12 protein-coding genes are annotated in these 12,436 nt (G+C 66.3%); 6 read left to right on the forward strand and 6 right to left on the reverse strand.

Annotated elements, in window-relative coordinates; genetic code table 11:
• Nucleotides 1–18 precede the first annotated feature (18 nt).
• Nucleotides 19–870 carry an NADP-dependent oxidoreductase gene (locus APS40_RS00990; RefSeq protein ID WP_442855833.1) on the forward strand — a complete coding sequence of 284 codons (852 nt, stop codon included), beginning with the start codon at nucleotides 19–21 and terminating at the stop codon, nucleotides 868–870.
• A 93-nt stretch (nucleotides 871–963) separates the two neighbouring features.
• On the opposite strand, the gene APS40_RS00995 is transcribed toward APS40_RS00990, so the two are convergent.
• The 4 genes from APS40_RS00995 to ypfJ all read right to left on the reverse strand — a co-directional run bounded on the left by APS40_RS00995 (nucleotide 964) and on the right by ypfJ (nucleotide 4,210).
• Complete coding sequence (locus APS40_RS00995; RefSeq protein WP_055045285.1) at nucleotides 964–1,215, reverse strand: hypothetical protein; 252 nt, start codon at nucleotides 1,213–1,215, stop codon at nucleotides 964–966.
• Between the two features lie 200 nt (nucleotides 1,216–1,415).
• Entirely contained in the window at nucleotides 1,416–2,603 is a 1,188-nt protein-coding gene (locus APS40_RS01000; protein WP_055045286.1) for a GGDEF domain-containing protein, read from the reverse strand.
• A gap of 43 nt (nucleotides 2,604–2,646) precedes the next feature.
• A complete protein-coding gene (locus APS40_RS01005) occupies nucleotides 2,647–3,171 on the reverse strand; it encodes a cupin domain-containing protein (RefSeq protein ID WP_055045287.1) in 525 nt (174 codons plus the stop codon).
• A 133-nt stretch (nucleotides 3,172–3,304) separates the two neighbouring features.
• The gene (gene ypfJ / locus APS40_RS01010) at nucleotides 3,305–4,210 is read right to left on the reverse strand and encodes a KPN_02809 family neutral zinc metallopeptidase (protein ID WP_055045288.1); all 906 of its coding nucleotides are present in this window, start codon (nucleotides 4,208–4,210) and stop codon (nucleotides 3,305–3,307) included.
• Nucleotides 4,211–4,431: 221 nt separating this feature from the next.
• Here ypfJ and APS40_RS01015 point away from each other — a divergent pair, with 221 nt between their 5' ends.
• The 5 genes from APS40_RS01015 (at nucleotide 4,432) to APS40_RS01035 (ending at nucleotide 11,165) form a co-directional block, all read left to right on the forward strand.
• The gene (locus tag APS40_RS01015; RefSeq protein WP_055045289.1) at nucleotides 4,432–6,408 is read left to right on the forward strand and encodes a bifunctional 2',3'-cyclic-nucleotide 2'-phosphodiesterase/3'-nucleotidase; all 1,977 of its coding nucleotides are present in this window, start codon (nucleotides 4,432–4,434) and stop codon (nucleotides 6,406–6,408) included.
• Nucleotides 6,409–6,523: 115 nt separating this feature from the next.
• Nucleotides 6,524–7,618, forward strand: coding sequence for a cyclopropane fatty acyl phospholipid synthase (gene cfa / locus APS40_RS01020; protein WP_055045290.1), 1,095 nt, complete (start codon nucleotides 6,524–6,526; stop codon nucleotides 7,616–7,618).
• Between the two features lie 304 nt (nucleotides 7,619–7,922).
• On the forward strand, nucleotides 7,923–8,732 hold the full coding sequence (locus tag APS40_RS01025; RefSeq protein WP_082434110.1) for a ribonuclease T2 family protein: 810 nt from the start codon (nucleotides 7,923–7,925) through the stop codon (nucleotides 8,730–8,732).
• A 136-nt stretch (nucleotides 8,733–8,868) separates the two neighbouring features.
• Entirely contained in the window at nucleotides 8,869–9,630 is a 762-nt protein-coding gene (locus APS40_RS01030; RefSeq protein ID WP_055045291.1) for an ABC transporter ATP-binding protein, read from the forward strand.
• Entirely contained in the window at nucleotides 9,630–11,165 is a 1,536-nt protein-coding gene (locus APS40_RS01035; protein ID WP_055045292.1) for a hypothetical protein, read from the forward strand. The genes APS40_RS01030 and APS40_RS01035 overlap by 1 nt, the downstream gene beginning before the upstream one ends.
• Nucleotides 11,166–11,273: 108 nt before the next feature.
• Here the strand turns inward: APS40_RS01035 and APS40_RS01040 are convergent, their stop codons facing one another.
• Nucleotides 11,274–12,257 (reverse strand): MFS transporter, encoded by a 984-nt coding sequence (locus APS40_RS01040; RefSeq protein WP_197279405.1) that lies wholly within the window; start codon nucleotides 12,255–12,257, stop codon nucleotides 11,274–11,276.
• Nucleotides 12,185–12,427 (reverse strand): MFS transporter, encoded by a 243-nt coding sequence (locus APS40_RS25135; protein WP_055045294.1) that lies wholly within the window; start codon nucleotides 12,425–12,427, stop codon nucleotides 12,185–12,187. Before APS40_RS25135 ends, APS40_RS01040 begins: the two co-directional genes overlap by 73 nt.
• Nucleotides 12,428–12,436 lie beyond the last annotated feature (9 nt).

Genomic DNA, 12,436 nt, shown 5'->3' on the forward strand with positions numbered 1-12,436 from the left:
GTCCTCGCAATCGATGACGTGCCTGTCCCCTCTCCGGGGCCAGGCGAGGTTCTGGTGGGCGTAAGGGCTGCGGCAATTCAGCCGTTCGATCGGCGGGTCCGGTCCGGCACCATGCCGCTGTCGCCCGACGTGGCCTTGCCCCTTACCACCGACAACGAACTGGCGGGCGTCGTCGCAGCTATCGGCCCCGATGTTGCTGATTTCGCGATGGAAGAACGCGTCGCCGGCCGCCGCGCCTTCGGCGCCGCCGCCGAGTTCGCCGTGCTTCCGGCGACGGATCTCGCCAAGATCCCGCCGGCCCTGTCATTTGCGCAGGCGGCGACGCTGAGCGGCACCGCCCAGACGGCCGATACCGCGGTCGAGAGTCTCGCCATCGGGGCCGACGACACGCTGCTGATCCACGGCGCTGCCGGTGGCGTCGGCTCGTTTGCCGCACAGTTGGCCCTTGCCCGCGGCGCCGTGGTCATCGGGACTGCCAGTTCCCAGAATCAGGATTACCTGCGTGGGCTCGGCGTCGTTCCGCTGATTTACGGCGAGGGACTGGCGCAGCGCATTGCCGCAGCAGCACCGCTGATCACGGCCATTCTCGATTGCGCGGGCGGCGAGGCGCTGGATCTTTCAATGAGCCTGGGCGTGCCGCACCAGCGCATCGCCTCGCTCGGCGACATCGCACGCGCCCGGCAACTGGGTCTCAAATCTGTGGAAGGTGTCCGCGACGGCAAACGGCTGGCCCGGCTGCTCGCCCTTGCCGCTGCGGGCAAGTTGCACGCCGAAGTGCGCCGGGTCTATCCGCTCGAACACATCGTCCTCGCCCATCGCGAGCTCGATACCGGCCACGGACGCGGCAAGATCGTCATCGCCATCGAGTAAGACCAAGCTCGCACGATCGGCCGGACGGCAGGGCAGAAAAAGAAAAGGGGCCGCCGGTGGCCGGGCGACCCCTCTCAGCCATGGCTGGCCGAATTACTGCGCGGCAGGAGCCGGGAGCGTCGCCACATAGGCGTCGAACTCGGCCTGGTCGAGCGAACCGTCCTTGTTCGTATCGGCGCCGTCGAAGGCTTCCTGGGTCAGATCAGGCCAGGCAACCTGTGCTTCGGCAAGGCTCACGCCACCGCTGGTATCGGCATCGACCGATGTGAAGGTGACTGCCGCCGCCTGGGCGAATGCCGCCGAGGACAGGCCAATGGCTGCGATGGTGATCAGGAGCTTCTTCATGGAGTTTGGTCCTTCCATGTGAGGTTCAAAGCGGCGCCTGGTGGCCCAGGCCCGGCCCACAGCCTCAACGCTGTCGGCGAGGGATGAGACTAAGCCCGATTGTGCCCGCAAACCGGCTGGATCGCGGCCTCGTGGCGATCATTTGCTGGTCTTTTCTGGAAGTCATGGAACCCAACGGGAACGCGGAACCCTTTGCCGGTTCACGCGTTTCGTTGGGTTTTTCCGACGAGGTCGGACAGCATGCCGGCCTGCTCTAACCGGTCCCTGCCCCCACGCTTGGCGCGATAGAGCGCCATGTCGGCGAGGCGCATCAGCGCGCCAAGCTCCATCGATTCGCCATCGGCGCCAGCAATGCCGATGCTGGTGGTCGGCCGCAACGCCCCGACCGGGGTCGAAACCGTTACCGCACGCACCGCGCGCAGCACCCGCTCGGCCACCAGCGCCGCCACGGCCGGACTTGCACCAGGCAACAGCGCGGCAAACTCCTCGCCGCCGTAGCGGCAGAACAGATCGCGCGGGCCGAGGCAACGCGTGACCGCCGCCGCGACACCTGCAAGCACCTCGTCGCCGATCGCGTGACCATGCGTGTCGTTGATGCGCTTGAAGTGATCGAGGTCGAGCAGCAGCAGCGAGCAAGTCTCCCCGCGCTCGGCGACCGCGGCGATACCGGCTTCGGCCAGCCGCGCGAATTCCGAGCGGTTCAATACCCCGGTCAGTCCGTCGCGTGTCGCGGCCAGCTTCAGCGCCGCCTCCGACACCTCCTTGCCCAACGCCACCATTGAGAAACTCGAGATGACGATCAGCAGCAGCACGCCGATCGTCGCCGCCTCGGATCCGAAGGGCACCGCGAAATTCGGATCGTCCGGCCCGAACACGAGGAATGCGATCAGCCTGAACAGGTAGAACACCGAACCGCCGGCCCAGGCCACGGCCAGCACCACGTGGTTGCGCCGCCGTGGCCCGACCGGCCGCCAGCACTCCATCGCGGCAAGCAAGTTGAACACCACCACACCGCCGGCAAGCAGCGGGAAACCGCTCCATGTCACCAGCGGACGTTCGAGGCCGAATGGCAACAGGGCCGCAAGCAGCGCCGGAGTGACCCATGCCCAGAGCGGCGTCCGCTTGTTGTTGAAGGCTCGGGCTCCCACCCACAGCAGCGAACTGCCGGCAACGACGAGGCCATTGCCGATAGGATTGAGGACCACAAATTCCGGCGCCTGGCCGGCCAGCGCATAGATGATTGCCGGACTGATCGCGAACAGGAAGGCAAGCCCCCACCAGCGCAACGCCGGCTCCGGCCGGTCGTGCATGTCGAGCAGGAACAGTACGCCGGAAACCCCGGTCACCATCGCCGAGACCAGATAAAGAGTGGTGAGATCGAGCGACATCGGCAGGCCCCGGGCGTATTGCACGCACCCTATGCCAGCCCGATTAACGAGTTCCCATCCGCCAATGCGCAAGCAGCGGCCCGCCGGCCCCGCCCACCGGGTCGGTCGACGGCATCGGCACCCGCGCGATATTGTGATCGGCTCGGGGGCGGTCGTCAGCTTCGCCGCGCAGCAGGTCCCAGTTCTGTCCGGGCGGGTAGCAGCCGACGACGAGGAAATCGCTGCTCGAGTCGAGCCGCCGATGCGCCACTCCGGCCGGAATGACGATCACATCACCCGGCTCGACGTCGAACTCGCTGCCCTCGGGCCCGCCCAGCATCAGCCGCGCCGATCCGCGCGCCACCCCCAGGGTCTCGTGCGCGGTGGAATGATAGTGGTGATAGGGGAACACCGAGGCCCGCCAGGCCGGCGGCCAGCCATTGGCGGAGAACAGCGCCTCCATCGCCTCGGCATCGGCAGCGCCGCGCGGCAACGCCGCCTCATAGAACAGCAAGGGGAGCGCGCTGTTCGGATAGATGCCGTCGTCGAAGAACCGTTCGACGCGCAATCCCTCGAGCCGGCCAGCCATCGTCACACCCGGCCTTCAGCGGCAATCTTTTCGATCGGCATCACCACCACCACATCCACGGCCATCACCCCGACCGTCCGAACCGCCTGCGGCAGCGCACCGGCAGCGATCAAGGCCATCGTTCGGCCGCTCCTCAGATCGCTCCCTTGAAGGTGTCGCACTGGCTGACGTCACCGGTCTGCATGCCCTTTTTCAGCCAGGCCATGCGCTGCGCCGAGGTACCGTGCGTGAAGTTGCGCGAAGACACCTGACCGCGGGTCAGCGTATCGTCGCCGATAGCGTTGGCCGCGTTGATCGCCTCCTCGACGTCACCCTGCTCGAGGTAGTTTTCCCGGTTGGCATAGTTCGCCCAGACGCCGGCATAACAATCGGCCTGCAGTTCCACCCGCACCGAATAGGCGTTCTGCTCTTCCTGGCTCATGGTGGCACGCCGCTGGTTGAACTCCGGCAGGACGCCGGTCTGGTCCTGCACTGCATGGCCGATCTCGTGCGCGATCACGTAGGCCTGGGCGAAATCACCGGGTGCGCCGAACTGCTGGCGCAGCTGATCGTAGAAGGCCAGGTCGATATAGACCTTCTTGTCATTGGGGCAATAGAACGGCCCCGACGCCGACTGCGCCACGCCGCAGGCCGACTGGGTGGCGTTGCTGAACAACACCACCTTGGGCGGCTGGTAGGTCATGTTGTTCTGCTTGAACACATCCCCCCACAGGTTCTCGGTGTCCTTGACCACCACTCCGACGAAATTCGCCAGGTCGTCCTGGTTGGCATTGGAGGCCGGCGGCGACCATTGCTGGGTCTGCGACGTCGTCGTGCCGCCACCATTTCCCAGCAGCACATCGAGCGGGTTGACGCCCATGAACCAGAGCACGCCCAGCACCACGATGATGCCGACTATACCGAGCCCGCCGCCGCCGGCGCGGCCCATCGGAATCGGAATGCGCCCGCCGCCCAGGCCGCCCATGTTGCCGCCCAGCCCGCCCCCCTGACCGCGCCGGTCTTCGATGTTCGAACTGCGCTCACGCCCTTGCCACTTCATCCGGAATCTCCATGGGACCAGCCCACCAGTAATACTGCCAATCGCTGCGCGACGGCAAATTTGACCAGATGGTCGAGAAAGGCCACTGTCACATTTGCCGTCGTCATTGCAACGTCACGTCCCGACGGCATCTGAGGCCACCTGTCGTAGGCGGAATAACCGGCCAGGAGCGCCGTTGTTCCGCCCAGCCGTGCTTTCTTCAAATGTTGTGGGAGACGTCAATGAACTACAATTACTCGATTTCCCGCCGTGCCTTCCTCGCCGGCTCGGCGACGCTGGGCGCCGCCGTGGTGCTGCACCCCTTCGCCGTGCAGGCGGCCGCCGGCCAGGCGCACCTGCGCCTGATGGAAACCACCGACCTGCACGTCGCGGTGTTCCCTTATGATTACTACGCCGACGCGCCCAACGACACGCTGGGCCTCGCCCGCACTGCCGCCATCATCGATGCGATCCGCGCCGAAGCCGGCAACTCGGTCCTCATCGACAATGGCGACGTCATCCAGGGCAATCCGATGGGCGACTACATCGCCTACGAAAAGGGCCTCACCAACGAGCCGCATCCGATCATCGCCGCCATGAATACGCTGGGATACGAGGTCGGCACGCTCGGCAACCACGAGTTCAATTACGGCCTCGAGTTCCTCGACGCCGCCATCGCCGCCGCCAACTTCCCGATCGTTTCGGCCAACCTCGCCAAGGGCGAGCTCGGCGCCGATCCGCTGGCCGACACCACCTATGTGGCGCCCTACAAGATCATCGAAAAGGAACTGGTCGACGGCGCCGGCGCCAAGCAGACCATCAAGCTGGGCTTCATCGGCTTCCTGCCGCCGCAGATCATGACCTGGGACAACACCCACCTCGCCGGCAAGGTCGACACCCGCGACATCGTCGAGACGGCCAAGGCCTATATTCCCAAGATGCGCGAGGACGGCGCCGATCTCGTCGTCGCGCTCTGCCATTCCGGCATCGCCGCCGACACCGGCGCACCCAAGGCCGAGAACGCAGCGCTGCAGCTCGCCGCCGTCGAAGGTCTCGACGTCATCGTCACCGGCCACCAGCACCTGGTGTTCCCCAACTCCAAGGATTTCGAGGGCCTCGAAGGCGCCGATCTCACCGCCGGCACGCTTGCCGGCAAGCCCGCCGTCATGGCCGGCTTCTGGGGCTCGCATATGGGGCTGATCGACCTGCTGCTCGAAAAGGGCGATGACGGCAAGTGGAGCATCGTCTCGCACACCGCCGAGGCGCGACCGATCTTCGAGCGGGTCGAGGGCAAGGTGAAGCCGCTGGTCGAAAGTGTTCCGGCCGTACTCGCCGCCGCGCAGGACGACCACGACGAGACGCTCGCCTATGTCCGCCGGCCGGTGGGGGAGACTGCCGCGCCGCTGCACTCCTACTTCGCGCTCGTCGCCGACGATCCGAGCGTGCAGATCGTCAACATCGCGCAGAAGTGGTACCTGACCCAGATGCTGAAGGGCACCGAGTATGAGGCCCTGCCCCTGCTCTCCGCCGCGGCGCCGTTCAAGGCGGGCGGTCGTGGCGGCCCGGACTACTACACCGACGTTCCGGTAGGTCCCGTGGCAATCAAGAACGTCGCCGATCTCTATCTCTACCCCAACACCATCCAGGCGGTGGCGATCACCGGCCAGGACGTGCAGAACTGGCTCGATCGCTCGGCCGGCATCTTCAACCAGGTGACCCCGGGCGGCGCCGACCAGCCGCTGATCAACCTCGATTTCCCCGCCTACAACTTCGACGTCATCGACGGCGTGACCTACAAGATCGACGTCACCAAGCCGTCGAAATACGGTCCCAAGGGCGAGGACATCGGCAACACCGAGAGCCGCATCATCGACCTCATGTTCGACGGCAAGCCGATCGACCCGGCGCAGAAGTTCGTCGTCGCCACCAATAATTACCGCGCCGGCGGCGGCGGTACCTTCCCCGGCATCGGGCCCGACAAGATCATCTTCAAGGGCCCCGATACCAACCGCGACATCATCGTGCGCTACATCATCGAGCAGAAGACCATCGAGCCCAAGGCCGACAGCAACTGGGCCCTCGCCCCGATCGGCGGCACGGTGCTGTTCGAGACCGGTCCGAAGGCGGCCGAGCACCTCGCCGACGTCACCGCAGTCAAGATCGAAGCCACCGGCAAGACCAGCGACACCGGCTTCGGCATCTACCGCATCACGCTCTGACGGAACGAGGGCGGCAGGCATGCCTGCCGCCCTTGACTTGCCTCTCCGAGGGGCATTGGCTCTCCCGCGTTTGTCTATTCGAACGAGCAGGGATTCGATGGGAGCCACCCCACAAATGGAAGTCCTCCTCAAGGAGGCAGATATTACGCTGAACGGTTCCAAGCCGTGGGACCCTCAGATCCACTCCGAAGAGTTCTGGCAGCGATTGTACGGCCAAGGGACCCTCGGCCTCGGCGAAGCCTATATGGACGGTCTGTGGGACGTCGCCGACATGGCGGAGTTCTTCAACCGGGTGCTGCGTTCACGCGTCCCCGAGGGCGTGCGTGTCACCACCAACCTGGTCTGGCAGGTGGTGCAGGCGCGCCTGATGAACATGCAGAACATCACCCGCTCGCAGCGCGTCGCGGCCATGCACTACAACGAGACCGAGGCCTACAAGGCTTCGCTCGACAAGCGCATGACCGGCTCGTGCGGCTACTGGCCGGAAGGCGTCACCAATGTCGATGAGGCGCAGGAAGCCAAGCTCGATATGATATGCCGCAAGATCGGCGTGCAGCCCGGCCAGACCGTGTGGGACATCGGCTGCGGCTGGGGCGCCTTCATGGGCTTTGCGGCCGAAAAGTACGGCGCCAACTGCATCGGCGTCACCGTCTCCCCCGACCAGGCCGCCTATGGCCGCGAACGCTACAAGGGGTTGCCGATCGAGTTCCGCGTGCAGGATTACCGGCAGTTCGAAGGCAAGACCGATCATGTCGTCTCGATGGGCATGTTCGAGCATGTCGGGCACAAGAACTACCGCACCTATTTCGAGAAGGCGCGCAGCGTCATCAAGGATGACGGGCTGTTCATGATGCACACCATCGGTAGCCAGTGGTCGACCGAAACCATCGAGGCCTGGCTGGAGAAATACATCTTTCCCGGCGGCGTCATCCCCTCGATCGCCCAGATCGGCAAGGCCATCGACGGGCTGTTCACCGTCATCGACCTGCACAATATCGGACCGCATTACGACAAGACGCTGGTCGCCTGGTACGAGAACTTCGACCGCAACTGGAAGAAGGATCGCACCCCCGAGGAGGAGCGGTTTTACCGCCTGTGGAAATACTACCTGCTCTGCTGCGCCGGCGGCTTCCGCGCCAAAGTGCTGCAGGTCTGGCAGTTCGTCCTCAGCACCAGGGGCGTGCCGGACGGCTACGTGACGCAGCGCTGATGTCGTTCTCCCTTGAGCGCCGCCGGTGGAGGCAGCCCCCTCTCCCCTGAGGGGAGAGGGTAGTGCAGCTAGGACCGCGAGGTCCTTAGCGGAACTAGGGTGAGGGGTTCAGCCTCTCAGCATGCTGGCTCGTCCAGCGGTTGGCGCCGCTTCACCCCTCAACCGGCGCTTCGCGCCACCTTCTCCCCTGAGAGGAGAATGGAGGGTCTCCTCCCGGTCACTCCAAGTATTGCAGCCACTGCACCACTGACGTAGCGCCGGAATCATGGTCAGTTGCCCGTCGGCAAGCTGGACCGATCGCGGCATGAACCCTCGCTTCACCCTTCTGCTCATCGCCGCCTTCCTCATCGGCGGGGCGCTCTATCTCTGGCTGCGGCCGACCGACACGCCGCCTGTTGCGCCTACGGCTCCCTCCCCGGAGCAGCAGCCTGCCCCAGAGCCGGAACCGCAAACACCTTCCGCTACTTCCGAGCAGTTCCTGATTCTGGCCGCGAGCTGGCAGCCGGCCTTCTGCGAGGGCGCCGCCAATAAGCCCGAATGCCGGCAGCAGGGCAGCAACCGGTTCGATGCCAGCAACTTCTCGCTGCACGGGCTCTGGCCCACCGGGGAATATTGTGGCGTCCAGAGCAAGCTCGAACAGCTGGACCGCGATGGTCGCTGGTCGGCGCTGCCGCCGGTCGAACTCCCCGCCGCGCTGCGAAAGACGCTCGATGAGGTCATGCCCGGCACCCGCTCGCAGCTCGAGCGGCATGAGTGGATAAAGCATGGCACCTGCTACGGGGCCGGCGAGGCGTCGTATTTCGGCACCGCGATCCAGTTGCTGGCGGCCCTCAATGCCTCGAAAGTCCGCGACCTCTTCGCCGGCAATATCGGCAAGACCCTGACGCGCGATCAGATCCGCGACGCTTTCGATGATGCCTTCGGTCGAGGCGCCGGCCAACGGGTCCGCATTGCCTGCGATGACGATGGCAAGCGGCGCATCATCAGCGAGATCACCATCGGCCACTGGGGTAACCCGGGCGCCGCCCCCGACTTCGGCAAACTGCTCCGGGCGGCGCGGCCGACCGATGGCGGCTGCATCGGAGGCATCGTCGATCCCGTCGGCCTGCAATAGCAGCGCGATCAGGAAAGCTGCGGATTTCCAGTTCGATCGCGCGACCCCGCCAACAACTACTCTTTGTTTACCGGCCCAATTCAGCGCCTCTCAACGGCTCGAGGCTAGTCTCCGCGCAGATTTAGCGGAGCCTCGCATGCCCTCCCCCGATTTCGCCCTGGCCATCTCCGGCCTCCGCAAGAGCTTCGACCGGCCGGTGGTCATTGATCTCGAACTGAACGTGAAGGCCGGCGAGTTCTACGCCCTGCTCGGCCCCAACGGCGCCGGCAAGACCACGATCCTGCGCATGGTCGCCGGCCTCTTGAAACCGGATGCCGGGGCCATCTCGGTCTACGGCATCGACACCGCCAAGGACCCGATCGCCGCCAAGTCCATCGTCGCCTGGGTCTCCGACGAGCCGATGGTCTACGATCGGCTGACCCCGCTCGAATATCTCGAGTTCGTCGCCGGGCTGTGGCGCATCGAGTCGCGCGAGGCCGAGCGACACGCCAATGAGCTGATCGACTGGCTCGGCCTCAGGCCGCATGCCAACGAACGCTGCGGTGGTTTTTCCAAGGGCATGCTGCAGAAGGTGGCGCTGGCCGGTGCGCTGGTCCACAACCCGCGCCTGATCATCCTCGACGAGCCGCTGACCGGGCTCGATGCCGGCTCGGCCCGGCAGGTCAAGGATGTACTGAAGCAGAAAGTGGCCGCCGGCGTCACCGTCATCATGACCACCCATATTCTTGAAGTGGCCGAACGCATGGCCGAGCGGATCGGCGTCATCAATCACGGCCGGCTCGTCGCCGAGGGCACTCTCGCCGAGTTGCGGGCCCGCATCGGGCGCGAAACCACGCTCGAGGAAATCTTTCTCGACCTGGTGGCGCAGAAGGAAGCAGACCTCGCGGCGGTCGCCTGATGAGCACGCCCGCCACCCTCCCCTGGTTCGCCGCCCACGAGTTCCGCCTCGCCTGGCGCGACTGGCTGGCCATGACCACCGGCGGCCGCAAGGTCCGCAGCGTCGTGCTGATCGTGGTGCTGGGGCTGTTCTACCTGGGCCTGCACCTGCTCGCCAATGCGCTCCTGGCGCCTTGGGTGACCCAAGGGATCGTGACCGACAAGGCGACGCTGGTAATGGTTACCGGCACCGGCTTCCTGTTCTGGACGGTTATGCTGAGCCAGGCGCTTGAGTCGGTTACCCGGGCCTATTATTCGCGCTCCGACCTCGACCTGATCCTCAGTTCTCCGGCCTCGTCGGCCAGAGTCTTCGCCGTCCGCACCGCGGCGACCGCCTTTGCCACGGTGCTGCTGGCCTGCCTGCTGGCAAGCCCGATCATCAATGTGCTGATTGCCTATGAGGGCCCGAAATGGCTCGCCGCCTATGGCGTGCTCGCCGGCTTCGGTGCGCTGGCTGCGGCGATCTCGGTGCTGGTGACAGTGGGGCTGTTCCGCACCATCGGCCCGGCGCGGACCCGGCTGATCGCCCAGATCATCGCCGGCATTGTCGGCGCCGGCTTCGTCATCGGCATTCAGGCTGTCGCCATCCTGAGCTTCGGCAACATGAACCGCTTCGCAGTGCTGCAATCGCCGGAGTTCATTGCCGGCGCGCCTGACCTCGAGAACCCGCTCTGGCTGCCCGCCCGCGCCGCCATGGGCGACCTGGGCGCCGCGCTGCTGGTGCTGGTGATCGGGCTTGGCGCCCTGGCGCTGGTGATCCGCGCCACCTCCGCCGGTTTCGCCCAGCATGCCATCGCTGCGGCCGGGGTCTCGGCCACCCGCGTGCCGCAGAGCGCCTCGACCCGCCCGTTCCGCAGGGCCTCGCAGCGCCATGCGCTCCGCCTCAAGGAATGGAAACTGCTGCTGCGCGATCCGTGGCTGCTCAGCCAGACGCTGATGCAGATCCTCTATCTGTTTCCGCCGGCGCTGTTCCTCTGGGTCTCCTACGGCCAGAGCGCCGGCACCTACGTGGTGGTGATCCCGGTGATCGTGATGGCCGCCGGTCAGCTGGCCGGCGGCCTCGCCTGGCTCGCCATCTCCGGCGAGGACGCGCACGACCTCGTCGTCACCGCGCCGATCCACCCGCGCGCCGTGCTGGTCGCCAAGATCGAGGCGGTGCTCTGTTCGATCGCCGTGGTGTTTGCGCCCATCCTGCTGTGCGTCGCCATCGCCTCGTTCGAGCTGGCGACTTTGACCGCGGTCTTCCTCGCCATCTCGGCCGGCTCGGCCACCGCGATCCAGCTGTGGTTCCGCGTGCCGATGCGCCGCGCCATGTTCCGGCGCCGCCAGGTCGCCTCGCGTACCGCCACCATCTCCGAAGCGCTGAGCTCGATCATGTGGGCCGGCGCCGCGGTGCTGGTTGCCGGCAACCAGGCGCTGGCCATCCTGCCGGCCGGGCTTGCCGTGATCGTGCTGGTTCTCGCCTGGGCGCTGAGCCCCAAGGGCAAACGGGTGTAGCGCGTCCCATCCCGCGAGCTTCCGAGCTGGGACATACCGGGAGATTACCCACCAGCTCACCCACCCACCGGAGTTGGTGGAGCAACCGGGGTACCGACCGCGAAGCCCCTACCTGTGGTCCGGCGCAAGATACGCGATCACCAGCGCCGCCACCGCCCCGATCGCACCGATCGGCCCAAGCCAGGCGATGCCGAGGTTCTCGAGCACCAGCCCGCCGACCAGCGCCGAGAGCGCTCCGCCGATGTTCATCGAGGTGAGGTTGAGCGAGGCCGAGAGCGGCACCGCCCCCGGCGCCAGGGCCGCCAGCCGATGCAGCTGCGGCGGAAAGAACCCCCACGACACCACGCCGTAGAGCGCCATGTGGACGAGGAGGGCCGGCAGCACCAGCGGACGCGGCACCAGCGCCAATAGCGGCACCGCGGCGAGCAACACCACCATCAGGCCGCCGATCACCAGCATGGTCTGTCGGCCACCGATCCGGTCGGCCAGCCGGCCGCCGAAGACATTGCCGAACACCGCGCCGATGCCGAAGGCGAACATCACCAGTGGCAGCAGCACGCGGTCGAGCCCGAGCAGGTCGGTGGTGGTCGGCGCGAGATAGTTGAAGAAGGTGAAGCTCGCCATCACCATCACGCCGGAGGTCAGCAGCGTCAGCGGCATGCCCGGCACCCTGAGTACGCTCAGCCGCTCGCGGATGGTTCGCGGATCGCCGTGGATGTCGTCGGGGAGTTTCAGCCACATCGTGGCCGAGGCGATGATCGCCAGCACGCCCAGGCCGAGATAGGCAACGCGCCAGCCCAGGAACTCTGCGACCAGCGCCGAAGCCGGCACCCCCACCGCTACCGCGATCGAGCCGCCCATCACCACGGTCGAGATGGCCGAGCCGCGCTTGCCCGGCGCCGCCAGCGCCACCGCCGTTGCCTGCGCCGTGGACGTGAAGAGCCCCGCGCCGAGCGCCATCGCTGTCCGGGCCAGCACCAGCAGCAGGAAACCCGGCAACACGCCGAGCAGCAGGCACATCAGGCCGAAGAGCAGTTCGGCGCCCGCGACCACCGAGCGGCGGTCGAGGTGCCCGAAGAGCGTTGAGAGCACGGGCGTGCCGATGCCATAGGGGCGATGGAATAGCCGAAGATCAGGTAACCGGCCTGCGCCAGGCTGACCCCGGTTTCGGCCGCGATGGCGGGCAGCACGCTGACGATGAGCGAACTCTCGACGCTGCCGGCAAATGCCCCCAGCGCCAACCACAGCAGTCGCACGTCCATCGTCCGAGA

It is taken from the genome of Devosia sp. A16, assembly GCF_001402915.1.
Classification (GTDB): Bacteria; Pseudomonadota; Alphaproteobacteria; order Rhizobiales; family Devosiaceae; genus Devosia_A.